We start from the raw sequence: 26896 nt of genomic DNA, 5'->3' as shown, positions 1-26896 counted from the left end.
TCGCTACCGCCTCTGAAGTGCTGCCCCGCCCGCGGCGCCCCGCCGGTCAACGCTGCCCATCCGGTTCCGCGTCCAGCGCGCGGTACTCCGCGGCGATACGCTCCAAGTGGGGGCGCGCGTCCGCGCCGAAGCGGGCGGTCCCCTCCAAGGCGGTGAACAGGTCCCGGTACGTGGCGAGGTCGGCCGCGCTGGTGAGAGTGGCGGTGGCGGTCTCGGTGCCGACGATCACGGCGTCCTCGTCGTAGATGTGGAAGCCGTGCCCGGGAAACACGCGTACGGGCGTACTCCACGGGATCAGGCCGAGCATGACCCCGGGCCAGGAGAGAGCGCTGAGGAGTGTCTCCGTCTGCTCGGCCATGGTCCGGGCGGAACACGCCTGCCAGCGCAGCGCCCCCTCCGTGACCACGATCCGGTGCCGCGTACCGTCCTCGCCGAGCCGTGCGCGGCGGGTGAGGCGTTCGGTGACGGCCGCTTCGACCTCCTCCTCGGGAAGCTGAACACCGGGAGCGGCCGCGCGGAACACACAGCGGGAGTAGTCGGCGGTCTGCAGCGTTCCCGGTACGAGGACCGGTTGGAACGAGCGTACGAGCGAACCCGAGCTCTCCATCTCTCCGATGCGGCGCTGGAAGTTCGCGACTCCCCGGGAGAGGATGACCCGCGCCGACGACTCCTCGCGCAGCCCGGCCGCCAGCGCGCACAGGTGGTCCCGATCCGCTGCGGCGAGTCCGTAGACCTCGCTCAGGGCCTGCACATCCGACACCGTCGGCACCAGCAGGCCGCGTTCCACCTTGGAGACCTTGGACTGCGAGATCCCGGCGCGGCGGCCGGCCTCGATACCGCCGATGCCAGCGGCGCGGCGGGCCTCCCGGAGCGCACGTGCGAGCCGGGCGCGGTCCGTCGGTCCGTGCCCGGCCTCATGCGACGTTGGCGGTGTCATACAGGCTGGTTGGCTCTCCATTCCTCCGGATGCCGGTTCCACCACCGTTCGAACGGCTGCGCTGCCGCGAGCGCGGCATCCCGCGCGTACTGGTAGGAGACGATATCGTCAACGGGCTCCGCTCCGTGGAACCGCCCTTCCGGGGAGTAGTACATGCGGAGACCGTAACGGTCGTCAACGAGCCAGAAGTCGTGATCGACCAGCCCTTCCGGCTCCGGCTGCTCAGCCAGATCGATGATGTGGATCTCCTCCCCAGCCCGCGCGTTGAGGAGGTAGCCCCATTCGCACTCGTAGCGCAGGTAGTCGCTCAGGGGCGTGCGCAGTACGTGTACCCGGTGGTTCAGGATCCCGGCCTCGTACTCAGCAGTGAGTTGATCCAGCCAAGGCTGTTTGCGTTCGTAGTCGGGGTCTGGCTCCCCCGCGAGATAACGGGCGAAGTCCCCGCCGTCCGCGGCGACCTCGTAGCGGTCCAGAACCTCCAAGCGGAACGCCGAGCGGGTGAGGCGGGACTCGATGTAGTCGCCGAGTTCAGACGCGGTCAGCACGGGCGGCCTCCTGCAACAGGGACTTGGGGATCTCGACCACGGACTCACCTTCCGGCACCGCCAGGCGGGTGTGCTCCTCGGGCGGTAGTTCGTATCCCTGCACGAGGACCGTATCCCGGTCGGTCTCGTACAGAGTGGGGCATGTGCGGCGATCAGGACAATCGCCAGCTATACGCGCCAGCTCCATTGGTCCTCCTGGGGGTCGAAGCTTATCCCATTATGAATGGAATAACTCCGAGTGTCACGAGGGGAATCCGGAGCGAACAAAGAGGGGTTGTCAATCGCGCGTTATTCCATTACCAATGGAATAGAAACTGCCGTCGACAGCCCGGATCGGAAGGAGAACATCCCGTTGGAGCCGCACGAGTACTACGAAGCCCCCGCTGTGGTCGAGTTGGACACGGCTGACGAAGCCACGCTGGGCCGATACGCCGAGGACAGCATGGACCAGGAGCGCTACTTCGAGTAGCGGCCGTTCACCGTGGGGTGGGCTCCTCGCCCCACGGTCGGAAGAGTCGGGAGGCCAGCATGCTCTGGATCGCGGACCGGTACTCGGCCGCTGGACACGGCACCGCTCTGTGGGACTGGCCGACCGCGCCCCGCGTCTCCGCTCAGCAGGGAACCCGCATCCGTACGGCTGTAGCGGAGGACACCGCCATCGCTGTAGTCGGATCCTGCCACGCGTCGGACGCCGAGGTGCACGAGGGCATAACAGCCGTGCGCGCGCGACAGTGGCAGAGGCTCACCCACTGGCCCGGATCGTACTGGGTGATCGCCTGGCACCAGGGAACCACCACGGTCCTTACCGACCTCTGCGGCTCCCGGCCGGTGTACTACACGAGCCACCCGCACGGCTGCGCGTGGTCCTCGTCCGCCCGCTTGCTCGCAGCATCCCACCAGAGGGCACTGGACGACACTGCGCTCTCGGCGCTACTGACCTGCCCCACGGTTCCGGAGATCGTCGCGGAACGCACGACGTTCCGTGAGGTGTACCGCGTTCCGGGAGGCCATCTACTACACGTCACTCCCACAGGCTCAGTGGTGCGGCCCTACGAGCCTCCACCCCCGCACACGGACTCCGGCGTGGCAGCTCCACGCCTACGTCACGCACTTCTCCGAGCCGTTCTCGCACGTGTCCGCAACACCACCGGACCGATCAGTACCGACCTCAGCGGCGGACTGGACTCATCGAGCATCGCGTTGCTCACGGCCCAGGCGACACGCGCGCCACTGTTAGCACTGACCCGAACAACCGGCGCTGAGGACGAGGACCAACGCTATGCCATCGCCTGCGCGGAAGAGTTCCCGAACCTGCACCACCGCGTCGTGCACGACGAGAGGCACGCGCTCTTCACACAACTCGACCGGGTTCCGCCTACAGACCAACTCTTCAGCGACGCGCCACGCTGGGGAACGCACACCTCCTACCACCAGATGATCCGTGCGCACGGGAGCACCCTTCACCTTTCCGGTTCGGGAGGAGACACACTACTCGCTTCCGTTCCCTTCGCCTTGGCCGACCTCACGGCTCCCCCACAGTGGCGTTCGCTCCTCCAGCACGCTCGCGACTACGCCGACACGCGTCACCAAGCGACAGCGTCGGTGCTGTCACGCTCCTTCGCACTCGCGCGCACCTCCCCATCACAAGCGCTCCGCAGCTTTGCCAGCTCCGTGGAGAATCCGGACGGTACGTGGCGCCGCCCCAGGCCCAAAGACCGTCTCACCTGGTTTCCGCCCCCCAGCTTCGCGGCATGGCTCACCAAGGACGCCCAGAAGGAACTGGCGCAGCGCGCCCACGCAGCCGCACAAGCCGCGGCCCGCGATTCAGCTTCCCAGCCCAGCAGCCGCGACCGGGCCTGGGCCGAGCTCCACGAGTACGGGACGCACCACGCCGAACGCCGGGCCCAGTTCTCAGCTGTGGGGGTGTATCTCGACTCTCCGTTCCTGGACAACGAGGTGATCCGCGCCTGCATGTCCCTACCTGTCGCACAGCGGTACTCAACGCATCGGCAGAAACCGCTGCTCGGATCCGCATTGGAGGGCTTGGTTCCTCGTTACGTACTGGAACGCCCTACCAAGGGGAGTCACGACACTGCCGCTTACACGAGCATTCACGCCAACGCCGCCACCCTGCGCCAGATAGTGCATGAGTCACGCCTTGCCGACCGGGGTGTTATCGACCGAAACGCTGTCCGAGATGACCTGGAACGTCTGATTGCAGGCGCCCCCGGTCGGCTGGCGCTGTTCGAGTCCTTTCTCGCCGCCGAGCTATGGCTCGCCCACAACGAAAGGCCGGTAGCCGCACACGGAGGGAGCGACTTCTGACCATGGACGACTCTCTCCGCCCCCACCGGAACGTGTACACGACGTTCACTTCTCAGGGGACCATGCTGCTCGACACACGGGGGCGCGGCCGGTGGTTCGCGCTCACTCCGACAGGAGGGTGTTTCTGGTACCTGCTCTCCCAAGGGGCCCTCCCGAGCGAGGCATCCAGGCGGATCGCCCGGCGCTACGGGGTAGACCCCCGTCGGGTACGCGAGGACATGGAAGCTCTCACCGAACAGCTCCGTCAGCACGGCCTCGTTTCCTCCCCGCAGGAACGGAGGTGGAGGCCGTGGTGAGCGTGCGTATGGTATCCGCCCCCGGACCCGCTCCCCGTATCCGTGACCGGGTCACAGCCTGCGGCGGTTTATTGGCGGCTCTTCTACTGTTGCGCTTCACCCCACTGCGGTTCACTCTCGCGGCGGCTCGACTGGCGAAACGAGGCGCCCGCCGTTCCACCAGCCACACGCGAGCCGACGAGATCGTGGCCGCCTGCCGAGCGGTGAGCCACTGGTATCCCGGCCGGACCGCCTGCCTGGAGATCTCGTTGGCAGTCCTGCTCGCAGCGACCCTGCATCGCCGTTCGGTGGACTGGTGTATCGGTTGCCGGGTCCGGCCCTTCGCCGCGCATGCCTGGATCGAGACACGACTCCAGCCGGTCGGCGAGGAGTGGTCCGGCCAGACGTTCCACCCCACCGTCCGAATCTGAACAGCGACGATATCCGACAGCGGAAAGGACCGAGCATGGTCGAGGTGACCGACGAGCGGGTGGAACGCGCCCTGCGCGCCGTGCCCGAATCCCACTATCGGGGTGCGGACGGACGGGCGGTGCGCCAGCGCACCGACACCGCCACTATCGCCCGCCACCTCCGTCTTCTCGATCCCCACCCGGGGCAACGGGTGTTGGAGGTGGGCACCGGTTCCGGACTGTCCACAGCGCTGCTGGCCGAGACGGTCGGGCCGCGCGGTCACGTGGTCAGCATCGACCTGGAGGAGACCCTGGTGGAACGCGCCGCGCGTCTGCACGTCGCGGCCGGTTACACCAACGTCACCAGCCTCGCCCGCGACGGCCGCCACGGCGCCGCCGAGTACGGTCCCTTCGACCGGATCGTGGCCTGGGCGACCCCCGAGGAGCTACCCGGGGAGTGGCTGTGCCAGGCGGTCGAGGGCGCCCGCGTGCTGCTGCCGCTGCCGCTGGCGCCGGTGGCGTACGCCACCGGAATGCTGCGCGCAACCGTCGGATCCGGTGCGCGCCCCCGCACGGTCCACCTGCACCGGGGCGCCTACGGGCGGATGCACACGCCGTGGCACGTTCCAGTGGAGTCCGGGTCCAGCAACGCTCAAGAGGAAGGGGACTACGTCTCGGCCACCTGGCTGCGCGGCCGCCCCAGCGCCGCCGAACACCTGTTGCGGTCGCTGCGCGCGGCGGAGCACACCGTTCCCAGCGACATCGCGTGGCCCCAGAGCGACCACCTGCGGCTGTGGCTGCTCGCCCGGCGCCCGCAGGGGCTCGTCTCCACCGGTCGCGGCACCGAGATCGGATACGGCGTTGCGCGCGGCTCCCGGATCGCGGTGCACACCTGCGGCCCCGAGGGGGGCGGCTTCCGCGCCGACGCGTCCGGTTCCCCCGCACTGCGGCGGCTGCGCGCCCTCGTCGCCGAGTGGGACCGCTGCGGACGTCCCACCGCCGAGGAGCTCACCGCCGCGCTGCGTCCCACCGCCACCGGTTGGCGGGCACACGTCCGTCTTTCCCACCGGTGACACCACCGCGGTGGTGGAACGCACGGCGAACGCCCCCGGCCGATCCCCGGGCGGGGCGTTGTGCTGCGGTCGGTGGGGGTGCGGGGCGGCGCGAGCCGCCAGACCGTGATCCCCGCCGTGCCACGGGAGCGGGGCGGTCGTCTGCGTGACGTAGGCCGGATACGTGCGAGTGCGTACCCGGTTCCCGGGCTTCTTACGACGCGGAGCGGATGTGCGGCGCCCCTGCCGGACGGGACAGTGCAGGGGTGACAACGCGAACCGATGGAACCTCAACACGACGCGCGTACGTACGGGCGGCCCTCCTCGGTCTCGTGCTGGCGGCCGTCGGCGACGCCGGCCCCGAGGTCATCCGGTCCCACAGTCTCGTGGTCGGCTACGACGGGCCGGGCCACTGATCCACCTCGGGGCGCGGTCCTGCTGATGACCGTGCGCTGGCGGTTCACTCCATTGCTCGCCGTGGCCCTGTCCCTCGTTTCCCTTGTCGGGGGATTCGCGGGTCCCGAGTTCGCGGACCGGACCGTCACACCGGACAGGGTCGTCGAGTTCGCCGCGGTGTGGGCCGATACGGCGTCGTGGCCGGAATTCCAGCGCATCCACCATGGGCACGAAAGGAACGTCGGTGAGTACCACCGCACCGGAGCCGAACCGCGATGTGAGGAACAGGCGGCTGTGCCTCTGTGGCCTCGGGATCGGCGTGCTGGGGCTGGTCGTCCAGTGGATCGCTGCCCCCGAACGGGCTCCCGGGGTTCCCGCCCGGCATCGCTCTCATCCTCGTCCGCGGGACGCTCGTCGCCTTCTGGATCCGGTGGTGGACCCCGGTCTCCGGAATTCTCATATCCGCCTGGATCGTGTCCGGAGGCCTGCTCAGCCAGGAACTCACCGCGAACCTCGCTTCAGGTGAGCCCGGGACCGTCACCGGCAACATCGTCATGTGCGCCGGGTTGGTCGTCGCCGCCGTGGCAGGGGGCATGGCTATGGTCCGCGGCCGTTCCAGGGATCGGGTGTGACGGTCACTCCGGAACACGGGCGTCCCAGGGCCGCGAGTCCGTTCCGGATCCGCGGATGCTGCCGGGCGGTAGCGGCTGTGACCGGTGTTCTGGGTTGTGACCAGCGGACACGTCTGTTGCCTGGAAGGCGTGCCGCGGTGTGTGACGGGGCTCGGGCGGAGCCGCGCGGTGCCGTACCGGTGCCGTGGCTGCCCCTCCTACCGGTCCGGCACCGCGCGGAGGTCCCGGCGTCCGGCGCCGGGCCGCGTCACGCGCGGCGGGTGGTCAGGAGCGCGGTGACGGGACGTTGTTCGAGCGGTTGCGCCAGCGCCGGTCGTACTCCTGCACGATGGCGCGGGCGTAGCCGTGGCTGAGGCCGTGCTCGTCGGCGAGCCAGTTGGCGCGTTCCGAGCACCGCTTCAGCGCGGGCCCCTTGTTAAGCGTGTCGAACCATTCCTGGAGGTCGTGGCCGGTAACGGTCGGGATGCGGTCGAGGAGCTGCGCGTGGATTTCCGGAGAATGGGCTACCGTCAATTGGTACCTCCGAACGTAGGTAGCGCTTACCTGCGACACTGCACCACGCGCCCCACTGGGACAAGGCCCTGAGCAGAGCTTTTACGTTCTGTCCCGTTTTTCCGGTGCCGTTGGCGGCGCTGGGCGGACAGTGCCACCGGCACACCACCGCGACCGGCCGCGACACGCCCCGAGCGGGTGGGACGGCGCGGGTCGCGGCCGGGTGTTCGGGCTCAGCTCAACCGTTCGAACACGGCGGCCATGCCCTGGCCGCCGCCCACGCACATGGTCTCCAGCCCGTAGGTGCTGTCGTGGAACTGGAGGCTGTTGAGCAGGGTGGTGGTGATGCGCGCGCCGGTCATCCCGAAGGGGTGGCCGACGGCGATCGCGCCGCCGTTGACGTTGAGCTGGTTCTCGACGTCGATGCCGAGGTCGTCGGCCGAGGGCAGCACCTGGGCCGCGAACGCCTCGTTGATCTCCACCAGGTCGATGTCGGAGATCGTCATGTTGGCGCGGGAGAGCGCCTGCCGGGAGGCCTCCACCGGTCCCAGCCCCATGATCTCCGGGGAGAGCGCCCCCACCCCGGTGGAGACGACCCGGGCCAGCGGGGTGAGGCCGAGCTGGGCGGCCTTGGTGTCGCTCATGATGACCAGCGCCGCCGCGCCGTCGTTCAGCGGGCAGGCGTTGCCGGCCGTCACCGTTCCGTCGGGGCGGAACACCGGGTCGAGCTGGGAGATCTTCTCGTAGGTGGTCCCGCGGCGGGGGCCGTCGTCGGCGTCGACCACGGTGCCGTCCGGGAGGGTGACCGGGGTGATCTCGCGGGACCAGAACCCGTTGTCGATGGCCTGTTCCGCGCGGTTCTGGGAACGCACCCCGAACTCGTCCTGGCGTTGGCGGGAGACGCCGCGCATCTGCGCCACGTTCTCCGCTGTCTGGCCCATGGCGAGGTAGACGTCGGGGAGTTTCCCGTCCTCGCGCGGGTCGTGCCAGACGGGGGCCCCGCCTTCCGCCCGTTTGGCGGTGCGCTCCTCGGCCTCGGCGAACACCGGGTTCTGGGTGTCGGGAAGGGTGTCGCTGTTGCCCTTGACGTAGCTGCTCACCATCTCCACACCGGCCGAGACGAACACGTCGCCCTCGCCGGCCTTGATGGCGTGGTAGGCCATGCGGGTGGTCTGCAGCGAGGAGGAGCAGTAGCGGGTGAGGGTGGTGCCGGGAAGGTTGTCCAACCCGAGCTGCACCGCGACCACCCGGGCGAGGTTGTAGCCCTGCTCCCCGCCGGGGAGACCGCAGCCGACCATGAGGTCGTCGATGCTGTTCTGGTCGACCTGGGGGACTTTCGCCAGGGCGGCGGACACGAGTTGCGCGGTCAGGTCGTCGGGACGGATGTCCTTCAGCGACCCTTTGAACGCGCGACCGATGGGCGAGCGTGCGGTCGCGACGATGACGGCTTCGGGCATGCTCGCGGTTTCCTCTCTGCCGAAGGGGGCCGGTGGGCCCGGCCGTTGGTTACTCGCACGTTAACCCGTGCGGGGGTGTCAGTGCGCCTCCGGGTGCGGTTGCGCCGGTTCGCCGTTCCCGTCCGTCGCGGACTCGGTGTCGCCGGAGTCGCGGCGGACGAGCGTGGCCCACCGCCCGCGCGGGCCGCGCTCCCGGCCGGCCAGGCTGGCCCCGTTGACCTCGGTTCCGGCGTTCTCGGCAGCAGCGACGGCGGCGCGGTCCACCGGTAGCACGCCGTCGGTTCCCTGCGGCGGCAGGTCCTGCGGGAGGAAGCCGAGCGCGAGGCAGGCCGAGGGCAGCAGTGCGGCGGCGAGGTGGGCGTAACCGTGTTCGGAGGGGTGGAACCGGTCCGGCCCGAACATCTGTTGCGGGTTGTCCCAGAACACGTCGGTGAGGAGGTCACTCAGGGACACGGTGCGCCCTCCGGCCTCCACCACGGCGATGGTCTGGGCGGCGGCCAGCTGACGCGAGGAGCGCCGCGCGACGTGGCGCAGCGGCCACCCGATCGGCCGCACGGTGCCCAGGTCGGGGCAGGTGCCCACCACCACGGCCGTGCCGGCGCTGGTGAGCTCGCCCACGACCTCCTTCAGGTGGCGTACCGAGTCGGCGGGCCGCATCCGGTTGATGACGTCGTTGGCGCCGATGAGGATCACGGCGAGGTCCGCGGGCTGCTCCCGGACGGTGGCGAGCTGGGCGGGCAGGTCCCGGGAGGTGGCGCCCACGACGGAGACGTTGCGCATCCGCACCGGCCGGTCGGCCGCCGCCGCGATGCTGGAGGCGAGCAGGCTTCCCGGCGTCTGCTGGCCGTCGGCGACGGCGAAGCCGGCGGCGGTCGAGTCCCCCATCATCACGAAGGAGACGGGGGGACCGTCCCCGTTCCCGTAGTCGCCGTCCACCGGCGGGGCCGACCAGTGGGTGACGCCCACGACCCTGCGTGCCAGCTTGGCCTGCAGGTAGAGGAGGCCGACGGTGCTGGCTCCCAGCAGGGTCAGGCCGCCCGAGGAGAACATCGTGGCGGTGGCGATTCGACGGGCGCGTACGGCGCGCAGCAGCATCTGTGGCCTCCTCCCCGACAGGTTCCTGGCCGGTGGTGGTACTGGTTCCAACGGTTTCGGGCGGAGCGGCGATTCCATAATGTGTCCCGCCCCCCACTACCCGTGTTCCACTTCTTTCCCTTCGTGACTGTGGTGTTCGCCACAATCGGGTTAAGCTCGGGGAAACGGGCCGTACCAGCCCGTGCGCTTGAGAGCCGCGACCGCGGCCACGGGGGTGGGAACCAGCCCCGTGCGCCGGGCAGATGTGAAAGGGGCTCCGCTGATGCGGACGCACGATTCGTTGATCGAGCTCGTCGGGAACACCCCGCTGGTGCGGATGAACGCGCTGACAGCCGGACTCGCGCCGACCGTGCTGGCCAAGGCCGAGTACTTCAACCCGGGAGGCTCGGTCAAGGACAGGATCGCCCTGCGCATGGTGGAGGACGCGGAGAACAGCGGCCAGTTGCGCCCCGGCGGGACGATCGTCGAGCCGACGTCGGGGAACACCGGCGTGGGACTGGCGATCGTCGCGGCGGAGAAGGGCTACCGGTGCGTCTTCGTCTGCCCGGACAAGGTCGGCTCGGACAAGCTGTCGGTGCTGCGCGCCTACGGCGCTGAGGTGGTGGTGTGCCCCTCCACGGTCGCGCCGGACCATCCGGACTCCTACTACTCGGTGTCCGACCGGCTGGCGGCCACCACACCGGGCGCGTGGAAACCCGACCAGTACGCCAACCAGAACAACCCCGCCTCGCACTACCACACCACCGGCCCCGAGATCTGGGAGCAGACCGAGGGGCGCGTCACGCACTTCGTGTGCGGTATCGGCACCGGCGGCACCATCACCGGCGCCGGCCGCTACCTCAAGGAGATCTCCGGCGGCAGGGTGCGGGTGATCGGGGCCGATCCCGAGGGGTCGGTCTACTCCGGTGGCAGCGGGCGTCCCTACATGGTGGAGGGCGTCGGTGAGGACATCTGGCCCGAGACGTACGACCCGCAGGTCTGCGACGAGGTCCTCGCGGTCACCGACAAGGAGTCCTTCGTGATGACCCGCAGGCTCGCGAAGGAGGAGACGCTGCTGGTCGGCGGCTCCTGCGGGCTCGCGACCGTCGCGGCGCTGCGGGTGGCGGCCACGGCCGGACCCGACGACGTCATCGTGGTGCTGCTGCCCGACGGGGGGCGCGGGTACCTCACCAAGATCTTCAACGACGAGTGGATGGCCGACTACGGTTTCCTCTCCGCCGAGACCGAGGAGGCCACCGCCGGGGACGTGCTCGCCGGCAAGGGATCGGAGCTGCCCGAGTTCGTCCACATCCACCCTTACGAGACGGTGGGGACCGCGGTGGCGATCATGCGCGAGTACCAGGTATCCCAGCTTCCCGTCATCAAGGCGGAGCCTCCGGTCATGGCGGCGGAGGTGGTGGGGGCCATCGCCGAACGCGACATGTTGGACGCCCTGTTCAACTCCCGCGCCCAGCTCGGCGACACCGTGGAGACGCACATGAGCCCGCCGCTTCCCGCCGTGGGCTCCGGCGAGCCGGTGAGCCGCTGCATCGGCCTGCTGGAGAAGGGCGGCGCCGTGGTGGTGCTGATGGACGGCAAACCCGCCGGGGTGCTGACCCGCCAGGACCTGCTGGCCCACCTGTCCGGGTGAGCCCACCCGGCGTTCCACGCGGCGCGCGGTTGCTATTACCGTTTCACTGGTCAGCTACTGGTCGGTAAATGTAGGGGTTTCTGCGTGTCGCGGCTGTTGTCCTGGTTGGTGCGCGCTGTGTGGACGTGGGCCCGACGCAGCGCCGAGACCCGTTCCGGTTCCCGGGCCGCCCGCCGGTTCGCGGGCTACGGCCCGGGAACGTCGATCGCGTTCCCGCACGCCACGATCTTCGGTGAGCCGTGGATCGTGCTCGGCTCACACACGCTGCTCGGCGCGGACATCACACTCACCGCCGGCATGGTGCCCGGACTCGACCTGGGGCCGGACCCGCTGATCCGGATCGGGGACGGGTGCACCATCGGCCGCGGGTCGCACGTGGTGGCGCACTGCTCCATCGAACTGGGCGACAACGTCTTCACCGGTCCCTACGTCTACATCAGCGACCAGAACCACGTGTACACCGACCCCGACGTGCCGGTGGGCCACCAGTGGCCCGCCGACGACCCGGTGCGGGTGGGTTCCGGAACCTGGATCGGCGCGAACGCCGTCGTGCTGCCCGGCGCGCGGCTCGGCCGCAACTGCGTGGTGGCGGCGAGCTCGGTCGTGCGGGCGGGGGACTACCCCGACCACAGCGTCATCGCCGGTGTGCCCGGGCGGATCGTGCGCCGTTACGACGCCGACGCCGGCTGGGTTCCACCGCTGCGCACCCACGAGACGGAGGAGGAGGCGCCGTAGCCCGCCGGAACCGCGCGCCGCCTCCTCCGGGGCGTGAGGTCAGAGCGCCCGGTTGTGGCGAACCGGCAGCGCACCCGGTGCCAGTGCGCCTAACCTGGGCCGCATGACGTTCGACGGGTTTGACACACGCGCGATCCACGCGGGACAGGAAGCCGACGCCGGTACCGGTTCGGTCGTGGTCCCGATCCACCAGACCAGCACCTACGCCCAGGACAGTGTCGGCGGGCTGCGCGGGGGCTACGAGTACTCACGTGCGGCCAATCCCACGCGTAGCGCGCTGGAGGAGTGCCTGGCGGCACTGGAGTCCGGCGCGCGCGGTCTCGCGTTCGCCTCCGGGATGGCGGCCGAGGACACGCTGCTGCGCACCATCGCGGGGCCGGGCGACCACGTGATCATCCCCGACGACGCCTACGGGGGGACGTTCCGGCTGTTCTCCACCGTGCTGCAGCGGTGGGGGGTGAGCTGGGATGCGGTGCCCCAGACCGACCCGGAGGCGGTGCGCGCCGCCATCCGTCCCGAGACCGTGGCGGTCTGGACGGAGACGCCGACGAACCCGTTGCTGAACGTCACCGACATCGCGGCGCTCGCCGGCATCGCCCACGAGGCGGGAGCGCTGCTGGTGGTGGACAACACCTTCGCCTCGCCCTACCTGCAGCAGCCGCTCGCCCTCGGGGCGGACGTGGTGGCGCACTCCACCACCAAGTACCTGGGGGGCCACTCCGACGTCGTCGGTGGTGCGCTGGTGGCCGCCGACGCCGAGCTGGGGGAGCGGCTGGCGTTCCACCAGAAGACCATGGGCGCCATCGCGGGGCCGTTCGACTCCTGGCTGACGCTGCGGGGGGTGAAGACGCTCGGGGTGCGGATGGACCGGCACTGCGCCAACGCCGAGCGCGTCGTCCGGGAGCTGTCCGAGCACCCGGCGGTGCGGGAGGTGCTCTACCCCGGCCTGGCGGACCATCCGGGGCACAAGGTGGCCGCGAACCAGATGTCGGGTTTCGGCGGCATGGTGTCGGTCCGGCTGTCCGGCGGCGAGGACGCCGCGCTGCGGCTGTGCGAGCGGGCGCGGGTGTTCACGCTGGGCGAGTCCCTGGGAGGGGTGGAGTCGTTGATCGAGCACCCGGGGAGGATGACGCACTCCTCGACGGCCGGGTCGGCGCTGGAGGTGCCCGCTGACCTGGTGCGGCTGTCGGTCGGTATCGAGGCGGCCGAGGACCTGCTCGCCGACCTGCGGCAGGCACTCGCCGGGTGACCGGGCGTCCGGCCCGGTTCCCGCGCGGCGGTACAACCGCGCGTCCGGCACGAGCCGGGCGCGTGCGGTTGCTGTCGCCGCACGTGGGGGGAGCGTCGGGCGGGGGTCACACCGTGGCGGTGTGGTGGCTGGGCGGCACCCCGTCGTCACTGTCCCCGTCGGACTCCTCCCGGCCTTCCTGCTCCTCCTGGTCGGGAAACCGTAGCCCGGAGAGGCTGCGGCCGGCGCCCGAGAAGCGGCGCTCGCTCGTGCCGTCCCGCAGGGCGTGGTAGTCGCCGCGGTCATCGCGCTTGATGCCGATGCTGGCGGCGATCAGAACACCGAGGACGAGGCTGAAGAAAGCCACGAGAAGCAGCACGAGAGTACCGAGTATCAGGGGCATTGTTCCCCTCCTCTCTTTTCGTGCGGCGCTGCCGTGGAGCCCGCACGGTAGCGGGGCCCGAGCCCCGGGAGAGTAATGAACCCACTCCGCCGAGCGGTGCTGTCGTCACGTGCCCTGAGCGACTCTTTCCACTGTTCGGCTTTATGCGATTCATTCCTACAAGTCCCACCATGCTGTCTTGTCCAGCGTGAGTCAAGTCTCATGGGTAGAATCATTGGAACCAATCCCACGACCGGTAGGAGCGAGTATGGAGCCCCGGCACCTGGAGATCGCTCAGGAACTCATGGAAGAGATCGACACCGGCCGGTACACCCCCGGGGCGGCGCTGCCCACCGAGGACCAGCTCATGGGTCGGTACGGCACGTCACGGAACACCATCCGCAGGGCCCTGCAGGAGCTGGCGGGCCGCGGCAGGATCGACACCAAACAGGGCAGCGGGAGCAGGGTCCGCTCGTACAAACCCACCACCCACCTGGCCAGCACCCTGCCCGGCATCTCCGACGACGAGCGCTACACCCAGTACGCGGACCGGCTGAAACACGAGCAGGGACTGGAACCGGAACAGCAGCTCCAGGTGCTCGTGGAACCCGCCACCGGCTACCTGGCGAGCCTGCTGAACCTGGACCCCTCCGACGCCGCGGGGTTCGTCGTCACCCGCCGCTGCGACCGTTTCGTGGAGGGCCGGTTGTGGGAGCGGCAGCTGTCCTACTATCCCGACCACATCGCGACGCACACCGAACTGATGCGTCCCGACGACCTGCCGCAGGGGACGAGCGCCGTCCTCGCCGACCTGGGATACCCCTACACCTCCTCCTGGGACGTCGTCGGGGCCCGCATGCCCTCCCTGCGGGACTCCACCCTGTTCGGTCTGGGGCCGGGCATCCCGCTGCTGGTGCACGAGCGCATGTCCTACTCCGGCACCACACCGGTCCGGTTCACCAAGACCCTGATGCCGGCCGACCGCCACCAACTGCTCTACGCCGAGGGGGACATCTCCCCGGAACTCGTCCGGGACGCCACCGACGTCAGCATCTTCGAGCACTGACCCGCAGCGCCCGCCAGCGGCACCGGTGGCGGAGTCACCGCCGCCGACGCAGCAGCTCGCGCACCACGCGGCCCCCGAGCTCACCGCCGTCGGTGGGCACCACCCGGCCCCCGCCGCGGTCGCGGGCCCGCCGCGCGAAGTCCTCCAACCGGGCGTCGCCGGACAGCAGGAACGTCGTCAGCGACGCCTCCCGGCGCGCCATCCGGTCCACCTCGGCCAGGGTCGCCTCCGTGGTCCGGGGCGACGGCGGCCACGCGAACGACACCGAACCGTCCGGTTCCAGGTGGGCCGTCGGTTCCCCGTCCGTCACCACCAGAACGACCGGGTCGAAACCGGGACAGCGGTCCAGGTGGCGCCCCGCCAAGGCCAGGGCGTGCTGCAGGTTGGTGCCCTGCACCGGTTCCCACGCCAGCCCCAGCAGCTCGTGGCCGGGGATCTCCCGCGCGCGGTCGTTGAAGCCGATGACACGGAGCGCGTCCTGCGGGAAACGCGTGCTGACCAGGGTGTTCAGGGCCATCGCCGCCGCCTTGGCGCTGTCCCACACCTCACCCCGCACCATCGAGTAGGACATGTCGAGCAGCAGGCACACCGCCGCGGCGCCGCCGTGTCCACCCCCCGTGGCGGGCGCGAGGTCGTGCGGGTCCAACCGCAGCCGCCCCCGCGGGTCACGCTCGCGTCCGACCGCGTTACGCGCCGCCAGCGCCGCGCCCGTGGAATGGCCGGACGGTTCACCCGCACACCCGCGGATGGCGCTGTTGCGGGGGTCGGCTTCCAGCGCGGCCGTCGCCTCCCGCAGGGCGGCCTCACCCAGCCGGCGCACCGCCCTCGGAGTCAGTCGCGGACGGCGGCGCGTCCCCTCCAGGTAGCCACCCTCGCGTAGCCGCCGCTCCAGACCGCCCAGCCGTGTGAGGTCCTCGGCGGCGGTGTCCCCCAGGCAGCGCGACACCGCGGCCAGGTCGACCCGCTCCAGCGCCGCGTCCGCGTCCTGGGACCGCAGCGCCGCCTCCACCTCCGCCAGGTCGGCGAGTTCCCGGGCCACGGTGGTGGCCGCCCCCAGCCCCAGCGGACTCGGCCCGGTGGTCTCCCGGCCACCGGAGAACGCCAGGTCCGGGCGGCGCGCCCGCAACGCTTCCGACAGCCGCTCCAGCTCTCCCGCTATCCCCGCCTCCTCGGCACCCACGGCGACGAGGCCGCGCAGCTCCGCGTTCCGTTGCGGGGGTACGGACTCCAGCACGCGCCGCAGAGCGGCCGCACGGCGGGCCAGGAGGTCCACCAGCTCGTCGAGGTCGCGCGGCCCCCGCGGGAGGAGGTCGCCGTACTCGGCCAGGAAGGCCGCGTCGTCCACCGACGCCCCCCGGGCGTCGGCCTCCAGCATCCGGGTGAGCGCCGCCAGCATCGCCCGGAAACGGTGCTCCGTGGCGGGGGGCGCCTCGCGCAGGCCCTCCTTCGCTCCGGGGACCCACGCCTCGGCGATCTCCCGGTACACCAGGTCCCACAACCGGTCGAACGTCGCCCGCGCGGCCGCCGACCGCCACCGGTAGTCCGCCAGCGCGCGCAGTGCCGCCGGGACGTCGGCGGGAACCGACCCGAGGCCCACCTCCCGCAACCGCGCGGCACCCCCGCCGTCGGACGACAGCACGGCGCGCTCCTGGCGCAGCGCCCGCTCCAGCAGGGAACGCGCGCGGGTCAGCGTCCCGTCCGGGTGGCCCGCCGAGAGCAACCGCTCCCGCCGCAGGCGCGCCTCCTCCAGCACACCGTCGATGCCGGGGGTGTCCTGAAGGCCGCGGCGGAGCAGTCCGTGCAGCGCCTCCCGCGGGGTGGCGCCGCGTCGCACCCCGCGCCCCAGCTCCTCTAGGGCCAGCGCCGCCAGCCGGTCGAGACCGGAGCCGGGGGGCCGGCCGTACCGGTAACGGTCCATTGCCACTCCTGCGGCTCTCACAGTCGGTAGACGACTCCGTCGTGCGCGGTGTCCCTGGAGAGCTGACGGTTCAGGTACAGCCCCTCCAGAGCGAACTCCACAGCGGCTGCCGTGTGCCCCCGGTCGTGTTCGGCGCTCCCGTCCCCGTCCGCGGCGGGAGTCCGCACCCGACTGGTCAGCTCGGCCAGCTCGGGAACCGGGCCCAGGCGGTCCAGCAGCGTGGCGCTACTGACCAGCGGCCCCGACGCCACCGTGGCCCCGCCGGTGAACACTCCGGTGAGCTCGCCCAACTCCGCGTCGCCCAGGAGGTTCCGGAACGTGTCGAGGGTGGCGCGGCGCAGCAGGTGCGTCAGGATCTCCCGCCCCCGCTCCTCCTCGCCGGCCTCGAACTCGACCCGGTCCCGGAGCGTGTCCACGGCCGGTTCCAGGTCGCACACCCGCGCCACCGGGTGCTCCTCACCGGTGAGGGCGCCGCGCCGCGCGGCCGAGGCCGCCGCGGTCTCCACGGCGTCGGTGCCGAGCCGGGTCGAGACACCGCAACGTTCGTCCACGGACGGCGACTCCCGCACGAGCCGGACGAACCGGGCGGCGATCTCCATCAGGTGGTCGGGAACGTCCGGGCCGTCGTCCACCCGCGCCTCCTGGCGGATCAGGGCCGCCTCCGCGTCGGGATCCTCCGGGTAGTGGGTCCGCACATGGGCGCCGAACCGGTCCCTGAGCGGCGCCACGATCCGGCCGCGGCGCGTGGGGTTCTCCGGGTTGGCGGTGGCGAGCACCAGCACGTCCAGCGGCAGCCGCAGCGTGTGGCCGCGGACGTGGGCCTCGCGTTCCTCCAGCACGTCCAACAGCGCCACCTGCAGTTGGGCCGCCAGCTCCGGAAGCTCGTTCACACCGACCACCCCGCGGTTGGTGCGCGGAACCAGCCCGTAGTGCACGGCGCGCGGGTCGCTGAGGGGGTACCCGTCAGCCAGCCTCACCGGGTCGATGTCGCCGATGAGGTCGCCGACACTCGTGTCGGGGGTGCACAGCTTCTCGTTGTACCGCTCCGTGCGGTGCCGCCATACCACCGGCAGGTCCTCGCCCGCCTCGGCCGCGGCCTCCCGGCAGGCGGGGCACACCGGCGCGTAGGGGTGATCGTTGACGGCGCACCCCGCCACCGCGGGGGTCCACTCGTCGAGCAGCGCCGCCACGGCGCGCAGCAGACGGCTCCTGCCCTGGCCGTGCCGTCCGACCAGGAGCACGTCGTGACCGGCCAGCAGCGCCCGCTCCAGCTGCGGCAGCACCGTCGTGTCGAAACCCACGACGCCGGGGAAGCGCTCCTCCCCCGAACGCAGCCGGGCGTGCAGATTCTGGCGCACCTCGGATCCCACGGAGCGGTGCCGGTGCCCGCTCGCCCGCAGAGCACCGAGGGTCGTGGGCCAGTCGTGCGAAGCATGGGGGGACGTGACAGCAGACACGCGTACAAGTGTAGGGCCAGCGGGAGAACACACCACCGGTTTCGCCCGTGGCTTCCCCGAGATGCGGGAATTCCCCGGGTTGTCGCCGAGTTTCACCCGCCACGACTGGGAGTATGGTCCCCGAAAGACTGTTTCGGCCCGAGATGTGAGGTGGCGACGAGTGGCCACGTTCGGCGAAGCTCTGGCTACGGGTGCCGACCTGGTGAGCGCGGCTGAGCGGGCGGTACTGCGCGCGGTGGCGCCGCTCGACGGGCCCGTGGACCTCCTGTGTTTCTTCGTCTGCGGCGAGGACCCGGACGAGGTGGTGCTCGCGGGGGAACGCGTCATGGCCCACGGCGGGGGCGCCGTGGCGGTGGGGTGCAGCGCCACCGGCGTCATCGGCGAGGGGCGCGGGGTCGAGGAACAGGGGGCGGTGAGCGTGTGGGCCGCGCGGCTCCCCGGCGTGACCCTCACCCCGTTCCGACTCGACGTGGTCCCGGAGGAGGACCACCTCGCCGTCGTGGGGATGCACGAACCCACCCCCTCCGACCGCGCGGCGCTGCTGCTGGCCAACCCCTACGAGTTCCCGGCGCAGTCGTTCGTGGAGCAGTCCACCACCGCCCTGGGAGGGCTGCCGCTCGTGGGCGGCCTCGCCGACGGGATGCGCGGACAGGACTCGGTGCGGCTGTTCCTCGAGGGTGAGGTGGCCGACTCCGGAGCGGTCGGCCTCATCCTGGGCGGCGACAACGTCGTCGGCACCATGGTCAGCCAGGGCTGCCGCCCGATCGGCCCCGCCATGGCGGTCACCAAGGCCGAGGGCAACACCATCGTGGAACTGGCCGGCGCTCCCGCCTACGAGAAGGTGGAGGGCGTCATCAACGCGCTCCCCGAGGAGGAGCAGGAGCTGGCCTCGCTGGGGCTGCACATCGGCATCGCCATGGACGAGTACGCCGAGCGCCACGAACACGGCGACTTCCTGGTGCGCGCCGTCGTCGGCGCCGACCCGGACGAGGGCACCCTGACCATCGGCGACATGGTCGAGGTCGGCCAGACCGTGCGGTTCCAGGTGCGGGACCGCGACACCGCGGACACCGACCTGGCGCAGCGGTTGCGGGCGTTCGAGGAGAGCGCTCCCGGCCGGACCGACAGCGTCCTGCTGTTCTCCTGCAACGGCCGCGGCGTGTCCATGTTCGCCACGGCCGACCACGACGTGCGCGCGGTTCGCCAGACGCTGGGAACGGACAACGTGAGCGGATTCTTCGCCGCCGGGGAGATCGGCCCCGTCGCCGGCGGGAACCACCTGCACGGGTTCACCGCCTGCCTTCTGGCGTTCGCGCGTTAGGTGTGATGTTCTGAGAGGTTGGGAACGCGCTCGGCGGGTGTTCGGCCGCCGATCCCGGTGTGGGGGCGATGGTAGTTGTACCAGTCCAGGAAAGCAGGATAAGCGGCCTGGCGCTCGGCCTCTGAGGCGTAGGGGCGGGTGTAGGCCCACTCCTGGGCCAGGGTCTGGTGGAAACGTTCGACCTTGCCGTTGGTTTGGGGCCGCCAGGGCCGGGTCCACCTCGGCGAGATCCCCAACTCCGAACAGATTTGGCGCCAGGTGGTCTTGGAGTAGGCCCAGGCGTTGTCGGTCAGCACTCGTTGCACGCGCACACCGTGGCCGTGGAACCAGGCCGCGGCCCGGCGCAGGAAGCCGGCGCAGGTCGCGGCCTTTTCGTCGGCCAGGATCTCCGAGTAGGCCAGGCGGGAGCGGTCGTCCAGGGCGGTGTGCAGGAAGGCGGTGCCCGCAGATGCCTTGTTGGGCCGGGCGGCGGCCCGGCCCAGGGCGCGCCATCCCCCGCCGTCGGGGATGCGTCCGAGCTTTTTGACGTCGACGTGGACCAGCTCGCCGGGGCGGTCGCGCTCGTAGCGGCGCACGGGCTCTGCGGTGGCCCGGTCGGTGGCGGCCAGGGGCGGCAGGCCGCGGCGGGCCAGGATGCGATGAGCGGTGGAGGCGGCCACCCGGGTGCGGGTGGCCAGGCGTGCCGGTCCCAGGCGGTGCTTGCGGCGCAGCCGGACCACGTCGTCTTCGGTCTCGGCGCTGGTGCGGCTGGGTTGGCGGTGCGGGCGGCTGGGCCGGTCGGCCATGCCGGTCTCGCCTTCGTCGCGGTAGCGGGCGGCCCATTTGTGGGCGGTCTTGGGGGCGACGTTGAAGCGTTCGGCGGCTTGGCGGCGGGTCCATCCGTCCTGGACGACGCATCGGGCGAGTCGCAGGCGCCCGGTGGGGGTCAGGGGGGCGTTACGGTGGGGCACGAGGGCCTCCTGGAGCGTCGGTGCAGATCTCACAGTCCACACCGGAACCAGAAGGCCCTCTCTTCGTTCAAGGCCTTGCCAGGGCGTGTCGGGTGTTACCAACGTGCCGGAACATCACATCCGTGTCCGGGCGGGGGTTGTTCCAGGAGGCGGAAGCCACGAGGGTCCTCTCGGTCGGTGTCGTTACAGTTGTAGGAGAGTACTGTCCATTGGGTTTCCGGGCGGAGCCGGGAGGCGGGTCCTAGCGAACCGCGACGACGACGGTCGAGACCGCCTTGTCGTGCAGGGTCTGGCGGTTGGGTTCGTCCCACAGCGGCCACAGCAGGTCGAGGAGGTTGCCGGCGCCGCAGGTGGCCATGTTCAGTAGCTGGAAGAGCAGCTCGCGGACGAAGGAGGAGCCGAGTCCGGGCGGCTGGCCGGTTTCCAGTTTCACGAGCCGGATGCCCATGATCCTCTTGCCCCACGTCTGCCCGGACCTGCCGTGCGGGATCCACCGGTAGCAGAACGCCGTTCCGAACATCACCGGGTACATCACGATGACACTGACGATGATCGGGATCATCGCTTCGTCGCCCGTTCCGGCGAACGACTCGGGCCACAGTACGTAGAAGAGCCCCATGGTGGCCCCCAGGGCGAGGACGGAGGTCACCACCATGAGGATCAGCATGAACACGCAGTCCAGCAGGTAGGCGCACACGCGGGTGCCGTATTCCGCGAGTGGTTGGCTGGCAGCGGCGGGGGAGCCGTACGGCGCGCCAGCGGGGTGGCCGTAGCCGCCGTATCCGTAGCCGCCCGGGTAGTCGTATCCGGGGGGCGGGTTGTTCCAGGAGGGGGAAGCCATGGGGGTCCTCTCGGTGGGTTGTCGGGTGACTGTGGGAGGCTACCGCCCGGTCATTCTTCGGGGGCGGGCAGGGCGGAGTCTGCCCGGCGACAGCATCTAGCGTACGCGTACGACGACGGTCGAGATCGCCTTGTCGTGCAGGGTCTGGCATCTGCTGTCCCACAGCGGCCACAGCAGATCCAGCGCGAAGCCGCAGACGCTGCCGAACGCGTTGAGCAGACCCATGATCACCTCGCGGCCGAAGGAGGAGCCGAGTCCGGGCGGCTGGCCGGTCTCCGGTTTCACGAGCCGGATGCCCGTGATCCTCTTGCCCCATGTCTGGCCGGACCTGCCGTGCGGGATCCACCGGTAGCAGAAGTTCACGATCACCGCGAGAAGATAGCTGACCCCTATGAACAGGGTCCTCACATCCTCCGCTGAAGCCTCACCGGGGGGGGGGAGGCGAGTTCTCCGGTGAGGTATCCCAGGAAGATAAGGCCGAAGAACAGCAGGGCGAGGAACACGCAGTCCAGCAGGAAGCCGGCGGCGCGCCTGCCGTAGCCCGCGATCGGCGGGCCGGGCGGCGTGGGGAACCCCTGCGGCGGCATCGCACCGCCCGAGGGCCAGCCGGGATAGCCGTATCCGCCCGGGTGGGGGTGCCCCTGGTACTGCCCGTAACCGGGGTACTGCCCGTATCCGGGTGGCGGGTTGTAGCCGCCGTGGGACTCATGCCAGGCGGGGGGTGGCAATTCCGGGATTCCTCTCGATAGACCGGGCCGTACTCTACGTGAGCCATCGGTTCGGAGAGTATTCCGGAGGCAGCCGTCCACAGCCGTGCGCCCCCGCCGCGGTCGTGCGGCGGGGGCGCGGACGGGGCGGCGGCCACCACCCCGTCCCGCTGGCCGGTGCTGTTACTTCTCGCCGTAGGGAACGGCGTCGATGATGTCGACCGAGATGCTCCCGCCGTTCGGCAAGGTGTAGCTGGTCGTCTCGCCGATCTTCTTGCCGTTGATCGCGCTGCCCAGCGGCGACTTGGGCGAGTAGACGTCGATCGGCGCGCCGCTCTCCTCCCGGGAAGCGAGTAGGAAGGTGATCTCCTCGTCATCACCCTCGAACTTGATGGTGACGGTCATACCGGGGCCGACGGTGCCCTCCTTGCGTGGAGCCTCCCCCACGCGCGCGTTGCGCAGGATCTCCTGGAGCTGCGTGATCCGGGCTTCGATCTTGCCCTGCTCCTCCTTGGCGGCGTGGTAACCGCCGTTCTCCTTGAGATCCCCCTCGGCGCGGGCCTCTTCGATCTTGTCGGCGATCTCGATGCGACCAGGCCCCGAGAGGTGGTCCAGCTCGGACTTGAGCCGGTCATACGCCTCCTGGGTGAGCCAGGTGACGTTGTCATCGCGGGTCTCGGTCACGGGAACTCCCTTGGTACGTCTAGCGGCCGCGGATGTCCACCGGCCGCGGCTGAACTTACGAGATTACCACCGAGCTGTGAGGCCGTACGACCGCGAATCGCGGGCTTCCGGGGGTCGCGGGGGTTGTGGCACCCCTCGGGCCGGAGGGCCGCGAAAGCTCAGCCGTGGCTGTCATCTCGGTTCGGAAACGGGCAGGGGACAGCGCCCGCCGGGGTAACCCCCAGGGGCTTCGGTTTTACTTTGCCGAACCTTGTTCCCTACATGAGGCCACTTCTACCGTCGACGCCTCGCGAACTGTCTCCACTGTGGCGGTGACGTTCCGGTCGTCGGCCGCGACGTCCACCTCGGTCTGGCCGACGTCGACGTGCTGGGCATCACTCGCCTTGATGAGACAGGATACCGGACTGTCCCCACTGACCTGGAAAGTTATGGACGCCTCCTGGTCGGACACGACCTTCCAGGCGACCGTCTGGGTGGATACACCCGTTCCTGAACCGCCGTAGCTCCGCAGCGCCAGACCCCATCCGACAGTGAAGACAATGGCGACGAGAACGCCGATTATGAAGAGGACAGGGCGCTTTCCCTGACTGCGTCCCCCCTCGGGCGTCGTGCCGGAGCGGGGGGCGGATGCGGATGGGCTGTCGGGCATACGGGAATCTCCGAGCGTGGTGACTACGTTGTCCAAGATAGCCCCGGTTCGAGCGGCCCCCGTCCCGCCCCCGCGACACGCTCGTCTCACGCGTGTTCCACGGCCCCAGGAGTGGGGAGCTCGCCCCGGGGACACGTCAACGTCCGCGACTATCCAAGGGGATCTGTCCGTTGTCTGAGCGTTTGCGGCTCATGTCTGTCCATGCCCACCCTGATGACGAGTCGAGCAAGGGCGCCGCCACCATGGCGCGCTACGTGGACGAGGGCGCCGAAGTGCTTGTCGTCACCCTCACCGGAGGTGAGGCCGGCTCCATCCTGAACCCCGCGATGGACCGCCCGGAGATCCGCGACAACATCGCCGAGGTGCGCCGCAAGGAGATGGCCGAGGCACGGCAGATCCTCGGGGTGCACCAGGAGTTCAGCGGTTTCGTCGACTCCGGCCTGCCGGAGGGCGACCCCCCGCCCCCGCTCCCGGAGGGCTGCTTCGCGGTCCAACCCCTGGAGACCGCGTCCGAGCCCCTGGTCCGGTCGGTGCGCTCCTTCCGCCCCCACGTCATGGTGACCTACGACGACAACGGCGGTTATCCCCACCCGGACCACATCATGACGCACAAGGTCTCCGTGGAGGCGTTCGACGCGGCCGGCGACCCGGACCGTTACCCCGAGAGCGGCGAGCCGTGGCAGCCGCTCAAGCTGTACTACCACGTCTCGTTCCCGCTGGCCCGGTTCGAGAGTCTGGCCACAGTGCTGCACCAGCACGGTATGGAGAACCCCTTCGCCGACTGGGTGGAACGCATCCAGGAGCGGAACTTCCCGCAGTGGGAGATCACCACCCAGATCCAGTGCGCCGACTACTTCGAGACCCGCGACCGCGCCCTCATCGCGCACGCCACCCAGATCGACCCGAACGGGTTCTGGTTCGCGGTCCCACGGGAGATCCAGCGCGAGGCCTGGCCCTACGAGGACTACCACCTGGCGCGGTCCGTGGTGGACACCAGCCTCCCGGAGGAGGACCTCTTCGCCGGGGTCGCAGAGGACGTGCGAACATGCAACGTGTGAGGTTCCCCGCCGCCTGACCGGCACCCGCCGCCGGGGTGGTGGGCGTTCCGGCGGCGACACCGCGTTCCGCCCCGCCACCGGGGCGGAACGCGAGCCCCGCTGACACCCCCGCTGACGCGGCGGGTGCACTGACACCACCGGAAAGGAGGAGGGCACCGCCTCCCCGCGCTACGGGAGGGGCGAGCCCGCACCATCGATGAGCGCCGCGGTTCTTCTCGCTGACACCGACACCCCCACCGACCTGGTCACTCCGGGCGTGCTCGGTTTCCTCGTCGTGGCCTTCGTGGGGGCCGTGCTCTACTTCCTCATGAAATCCATGGTCGGCAAGCTCAGCCGCGTCCGGGACGCGGACACGGACGCGGGCGAGGGCACCGGCGACGGCACCGCCGCGGTCGCGGAGGACGCCGCCGCGGACGGCGCCGCTGCCGCGGAGGCCGACTCCGAGGGGTGGTCCGGCCGCACAGGCCGGGACGGATCCTAGATCGGCCGGGGACTGGCTCCACCCGCCGGTGTCACAACCACTGTGGTCGGGCAGAGTGGGGACATGTCCAACCGTCTGACTGAGGCAACGAGCCCCTACCTGCTCCAACACGCCGACAACCCGGTGGACTGGCACCCGTGGGGCCAGGAAGCCTTCGACGAGGCGCGGCGGCGGCAGGTTCCCGTGCTCCTCTCGGTCGGCTACTCCGCCTGCCACTGGTGCCACGTCATGGCCCACGAGTCCTTCGAGGACGAGGCGACGGCGGAGATCATGAACGCGCGGTTCGTCAACATCAAGGTGGACCGGGAGGAACGCCCCGACATCGACGCCGTCTACATGGAAGCCACCCAGGCCATGACCGGCCAGGGCGGCTGGCCGATGACCGCGTTCCTCACCCCGGAGGGCGAACCGTTCTACTGCGGCACCTACTTCCCGCGTGAACACTTCCACCGCCTGATGGACGGGGTCAGCCGCGCCTGGGAGCAGGAGCACCAGGGCGTACTGGAACAGGGGCGCCGGGTGGTCGAGGCGCTCAGCGGCCCCCGGTCCCTGGGAACGGGCAGCGCTCCCGGAGCCGAGACCCTCGACGCCGCGGTGACCCAGCTGGAACGCGACTACGACGACGCCAACGGCGGGTACGGAACCGCGCCCAAGTTCCCGCCCTCCATGGTGCTGTCGTTCCTGCTGGCCCACCACCGCCGCGTCGCGGGCCGCACCGGCGCCGACACCGCCAGCCTGCGGATGGCGACGGGAACCGCCGAGGCCATGGCCCGCGGCGGCATGTACGACCAGCTCGGCGGCGGGTTCGCCCGCTACTCGGTGGACCCGCACTGGACCGTGCCCCACTTCGAGAAGATGCTCTACGACAACGCGCTGCTGCTGCGTGGCTATACCCGCCTGTGGCGCTCGACCTCCGACGGCATGGCGCGCCGGGTCGCGCTGGAGACCGCCGACTGGATGGTGCGCGGGCTGCGCACCCCCCAGGGCGGGTTCGCTTCCGCGCTCGACGCCGACAGCGAGGGCGAGGAGGGGCGCTACTACGTGTGGAGCCCGCAGACGCTGCGCGAGACGCTCGGGGACGAGGACGGCGCCTGGGCGGCCGACCTGTTCGGGGTGACCGAGACCGGGACGTTCGAACACGGGGCCTCCGTGCTCCAGCTGCGGGCCGACCCCGAGGACTGGCAGCGCTACCAGCGGGTCCGGGCCGCGTTGCTCGCCGCCCGCGACCAGCGGGTGCCGCCGCAGCGGGACGACAAGGTCGTCGCCGCCTGGAACGGGCTCGCCATCGCGGCCCTCGCCGAGGCGGGAGCGCTGTTCGACCGCCCCGACCTGGTGGAGAACGCCCGCACCGCGGCTGAACTGCTGTGGGAGGTCCACCTGCGGGGCGGCCGCCTCCTGCGCACCTCCCGCGACGGCACCGCAGGCGACAGCGCCGGGGTGCTGGAGGACTACGCCGACGTGGCCGAGGGGATGCTCGCGCTGCACGCCGTCACCGGTGAGACGCGGTGGGCCACGACCGCGGGAGCACTCCTGGAGGCGGTGCTGGAACACTTCCCCGACGGGGAGGGCGGGTTCTTCGACACCGCCGACGACAGCGAGGCCCTGTTCAACCGGCCGAAGGACCCCACGGACAACGCCACTCCGTCCGGGCAGTTCGCCGCGGCGGCCGCGCTGCTCACCCATGCCGGACTGACCGGCTCGACCCGCCACCGCGAGGCCGCGGAACGGGCACTGGCGCCGGTGGCCCTCCTGGCCGAGAAAGCCCCCCGCTTCGCCGGGTGGGGACTGTTCGCCGCGGAGGCGCTGCTCACCGGTCCGCCGGAGGTCGCGGTGGTGGGAGCCGCCGGGGACCCCGCCACGAGGGAGCTGCACACCACGGCACTGCTGCACGCCCCCGGCGCCACCGCGATCACCCGCGGGGACGGGGACGACGATGGCGGCATCCCGCTGCTCACCGGCCGCACCCTGGTGGACGGCGCCCCCGCCGCCTACGTGTGCCGCGACTTCACCTGCGAGCTTCCCGCGACCACCCCGGAACGGCTCGCGGAGCAACTCGCCCGGGTGTGACACCGACGGGGCGGGCGGGTTCGCGCCCGCCCCGCACCCGTCGCGGCGCGTGCCGAATCCCGTTCGCGGTGACGATAGCCAGTAACGCGGCCTACCCTGGACAGGT

Annotated in this window: 30 protein-coding genes; 15 read left to right on the top strand and 15 right to left on the bottom strand. The window is 70.7% G+C overall.

Annotated elements, in window-relative coordinates; translation table 11 throughout:
* Positions 1-46: 46 nt before the first annotated feature.
* Genes FHX37_RS14215 through FHX37_RS14205 form a run of 3 tightly spaced genes read right to left on the bottom strand, consistent with a single transcriptional unit; the run spans position 47 to position 1669 of the window.
* Complete coding sequence (locus FHX37_RS14215; protein ID WP_141924356.1) at positions 47-937, bottom strand: helix-turn-helix domain-containing protein; 891 nt, start codon at positions 935-937, stop codon at positions 47-49.
* Positions 934-1482, bottom strand: coding sequence for a DUF6879 family protein (locus FHX37_RS14210; protein WP_141924355.1), 549 nt, complete (start codon positions 1480-1482; stop codon positions 934-936). The genes FHX37_RS14215 and FHX37_RS14210 overlap by 4 nt, the downstream gene beginning before the upstream one ends.
* Complete coding sequence (locus FHX37_RS14205; protein ID WP_141924354.1) at positions 1466-1669, bottom strand: hypothetical protein; 204 nt, start codon at positions 1667-1669, stop codon at positions 1466-1468. Before FHX37_RS14205 ends, FHX37_RS14210 begins: the two co-directional genes overlap by 17 nt.
* 165 nt (positions 1670-1834) lie before the next feature.
* Here FHX37_RS14205 and FHX37_RS14200 point away from each other — a divergent pair, with 165 nt between their 5' ends.
* From FHX37_RS14200 to FHX37_RS14175, 7 genes are all read left to right on the top strand, one after another.
* The gene (locus FHX37_RS14200) at positions 1835-1951 is read left to right on the top strand and encodes a putative RiPP precursor (protein ID WP_246062288.1); all 117 of its coding nucleotides are present in this window, start codon (positions 1835-1837) and stop codon (positions 1949-1951) included.
* A gap of 59 nt (positions 1952-2010) precedes the next feature.
* Positions 2011-3807, top strand: a complete 1797-nt coding sequence (locus tag FHX37_RS14195; RefSeq protein WP_141924353.1) for an albusnodin/ikarugamycin family macrolactam cyclase — start codon at positions 2011-2013, stop codon at positions 3805-3807.
* Positions 3808-3809: 2 nt separating this feature from the next.
* Entirely contained in the window at positions 3810-4103 is a 294-nt protein-coding gene (locus FHX37_RS14190; protein ID WP_170181589.1) for a PqqD family protein, read from the top strand.
* Positions 4100-4513: a lasso peptide biosynthesis B2 protein gene (locus tag FHX37_RS14185; protein ID WP_246062287.1), complete on the top strand. Its 414-nt coding sequence runs from the start codon at positions 4100-4102 to the stop codon at positions 4511-4513. Before FHX37_RS14190 ends, FHX37_RS14185 begins: the two co-directional genes overlap by 4 nt.
* Positions 4514-4548: 35 nt before the next feature.
* Complete coding sequence (locus FHX37_RS14180) at positions 4549-5565, top strand: protein-L-isoaspartate O-methyltransferase family protein (protein ID WP_141924351.1); 1017 nt, start codon at positions 4549-4551, stop codon at positions 5563-5565.
* Between the two features lie 245 nt (positions 5566-5810).
* Entirely contained in the window at positions 5811-5960 is a 150-nt protein-coding gene (locus FHX37_RS22910) for a hypothetical protein (RefSeq protein ID WP_170181588.1), read from the top strand.
* A gap of 282 nt (positions 5961-6242) precedes the next feature.
* Positions 6243-6572 (top strand): hypothetical protein, encoded by a 330-nt coding sequence (locus tag FHX37_RS14175; RefSeq protein ID WP_211351835.1) that lies wholly within the window; start codon positions 6243-6245, stop codon positions 6570-6572.
* Positions 6573-6836: 264 nt separating this feature from the next.
* Here FHX37_RS14175 and FHX37_RS14170 read toward each other — a convergent pair whose 3' ends face one another.
* From FHX37_RS14170 to FHX37_RS14160, 3 genes are all read right to left on the bottom strand, one after another.
* Positions 6837-7085, bottom strand: coding sequence for a DUF4287 domain-containing protein (locus FHX37_RS14170; protein ID WP_141924350.1), 249 nt, complete (start codon positions 7083-7085; stop codon positions 6837-6839).
* Positions 7086-7297: 212 nt separating this feature from the next.
* Positions 7298-8521, bottom strand: a complete 1224-nt coding sequence (locus tag FHX37_RS14165; RefSeq protein WP_141924349.1) for an acetyl-CoA C-acetyltransferase — start codon at positions 8519-8521, stop codon at positions 7298-7300.
* Positions 8522-8599: 78 nt separating this feature from the next.
* A complete protein-coding gene (locus tag FHX37_RS14160; RefSeq protein WP_211351928.1) occupies positions 8600-9613 on the bottom strand; it encodes an SGNH/GDSL hydrolase family protein in 1014 nt (337 codons plus the stop codon).
* Positions 9614-9878: 265 nt separating this feature from the next.
* Here FHX37_RS14160 and FHX37_RS14155 point away from each other — a divergent pair, with 265 nt between their 5' ends.
* The 3 genes from FHX37_RS14155 to FHX37_RS14145 all read left to right on the top strand — a co-directional run bounded on the left by FHX37_RS14155 (position 9879) and on the right by FHX37_RS14145 (position 13230).
* Positions 9879-11246, top strand: a complete 1368-nt coding sequence (locus FHX37_RS14155) for a cystathionine beta-synthase (RefSeq protein ID WP_141924347.1) — start codon at positions 9879-9881, stop codon at positions 11244-11246.
* Positions 11247-11330: 84 nt separating this feature from the next.
* The gene (locus tag FHX37_RS14150) at positions 11331-11981 is read left to right on the top strand and encodes an acyltransferase (protein WP_141924346.1); all 651 of its coding nucleotides are present in this window, start codon (positions 11331-11333) and stop codon (positions 11979-11981) included.
* Between the two features lie 103 nt (positions 11982-12084).
* Entirely contained in the window at positions 12085-13230 is a 1146-nt protein-coding gene (locus FHX37_RS14145) for a cystathionine gamma-synthase (protein WP_141924345.1), read from the top strand.
* A gap of 106 nt (positions 13231-13336) precedes the next feature.
* Here the strand turns inward: FHX37_RS14145 and FHX37_RS14140 are convergent, their stop codons facing one another.
* Positions 13337-13612: a hypothetical protein gene (locus tag FHX37_RS14140; RefSeq protein WP_141924344.1), complete on the bottom strand. Its 276-nt coding sequence runs from the start codon at positions 13610-13612 to the stop codon at positions 13337-13339.
* Between the two features lie 247 nt (positions 13613-13859).
* On the opposite strand from FHX37_RS14140, the gene FHX37_RS14135 reads away from it, so the two are divergent.
* Complete coding sequence (locus FHX37_RS14135; protein ID WP_141924343.1) at positions 13860-14657, top strand: GntR family transcriptional regulator; 798 nt, start codon at positions 13860-13862, stop codon at positions 14655-14657.
* Positions 14658-14691: 34 nt separating this feature from the next.
* On the opposite strand, the gene FHX37_RS14130 is transcribed toward FHX37_RS14135, so the two are convergent.
* On the bottom strand, positions 14692-16575 hold the full coding sequence (locus tag FHX37_RS14130; RefSeq protein ID WP_141924342.1) for a vWA domain-containing protein: 1884 nt from the start codon (positions 16573-16575) through the stop codon (positions 14692-14694).
* Positions 16576-16592: 17 nt separating this feature from the next.
* A complete protein-coding gene (locus FHX37_RS14125) occupies positions 16593-18032 on the bottom strand; it encodes a sigma 54-interacting transcriptional regulator (RefSeq protein ID WP_211351834.1) in 1440 nt (479 codons plus the stop codon).
* A gap of 160 nt (positions 18033-18192) precedes the next feature.
* On the opposite strand from FHX37_RS14125, the gene FHX37_RS14120 reads away from it, so the two are divergent.
* A complete protein-coding gene (locus FHX37_RS14120; RefSeq protein ID WP_141924341.1) occupies positions 18193-19353 on the top strand; it encodes an FIST signal transduction protein in 1161 nt (386 codons plus the stop codon).
* Here FHX37_RS14120 and FHX37_RS14115 read toward each other — a convergent pair.
* The 6 genes from FHX37_RS14115 to FHX37_RS14095 all read right to left on the bottom strand — a co-directional run bounded on the left by FHX37_RS14115 (position 19350) and on the right by FHX37_RS14095 (position 23184).
* On the bottom strand, positions 19350-20303 hold the full coding sequence (locus tag FHX37_RS14115; protein ID WP_141924340.1) for an IS481 family transposase: 954 nt from the start codon (positions 20301-20303) through the stop codon (positions 19350-19352). The genes FHX37_RS14120 and FHX37_RS14115 overlap by 4 nt on opposite strands.
* Positions 20304-20544: 241 nt before the next feature.
* Complete coding sequence (locus tag FHX37_RS14110) at positions 20545-21144, bottom strand: RDD family protein (protein WP_141924339.1); 600 nt, start codon at positions 21142-21144, stop codon at positions 20545-20547.
* A gap of 96 nt (positions 21145-21240) precedes the next feature.
* Complete coding sequence (locus FHX37_RS22905; protein WP_170181587.1) at positions 21241-21552, bottom strand: RDD family protein; 312 nt, start codon at positions 21550-21552, stop codon at positions 21241-21243.
* A complete protein-coding gene (locus FHX37_RS23260; protein ID WP_211351833.1) occupies positions 21549-21872 on the bottom strand; it encodes a hypothetical protein in 324 nt (107 codons plus the stop codon). Before FHX37_RS23260 ends, FHX37_RS22905 begins: the two co-directional genes overlap by 4 nt.
* 162 nt (positions 21873-22034) lie before the next feature.
* Positions 22035-22535, bottom strand: a complete 501-nt coding sequence (gene greA / locus FHX37_RS14100; protein ID WP_141924337.1) for a transcription elongation factor GreA — start codon at positions 22533-22535, stop codon at positions 22035-22037.
* 235 nt (positions 22536-22770) lie between these two features.
* Positions 22771-23184: a DUF4307 domain-containing protein gene (locus FHX37_RS14095; RefSeq protein ID WP_141924336.1), complete on the bottom strand. Its 414-nt coding sequence runs from the start codon at positions 23182-23184 to the stop codon at positions 22771-22773.
* Positions 23185-23354: 170 nt separating this feature from the next.
* Between FHX37_RS14095 and mca the strand changes: the two genes are divergently transcribed.
* The 3 genes from mca to FHX37_RS14080 all read left to right on the top strand — a co-directional run bounded on the left by mca (position 23355) and on the right by FHX37_RS14080 (position 26790).
* Complete coding sequence (gene mca, locus FHX37_RS14090) at positions 23355-24242, top strand: mycothiol conjugate amidase Mca (RefSeq protein WP_141924335.1); 888 nt, start codon at positions 23355-23357, stop codon at positions 24240-24242.
* A 196-nt stretch (positions 24243-24438) separates the two neighbouring features.
* Positions 24439-24723 carry a hypothetical protein gene (locus FHX37_RS22895; RefSeq protein ID WP_170181455.1) on the top strand — a complete coding sequence of 95 codons (285 nt, stop codon included), beginning with the start codon at positions 24439-24441 and terminating at the stop codon, positions 24721-24723.
* Positions 24724-24786: 63 nt separating this feature from the next.
* Entirely contained in the window at positions 24787-26790 is a 2004-nt protein-coding gene (locus tag FHX37_RS14080; RefSeq protein ID WP_141924334.1) for a thioredoxin domain-containing protein, read from the top strand.
* The last annotated feature ends 106 nt before the right edge of the window (positions 26791-26896 follow it).

Origin of the sequence: Haloactinospora alba (assembly GCF_006717075.1) — a bacterium.
In the GTDB taxonomy this organism is placed as follows: domain Bacteria; phylum Actinomycetota; class Actinomycetes; order Streptosporangiales; family Streptosporangiaceae; genus Haloactinospora; species Haloactinospora alba.
The sequence above is the reverse complement of the archived record's forward strand: the minus strand, read 5'-3'. Positions and strand labels throughout refer to the sequence as shown.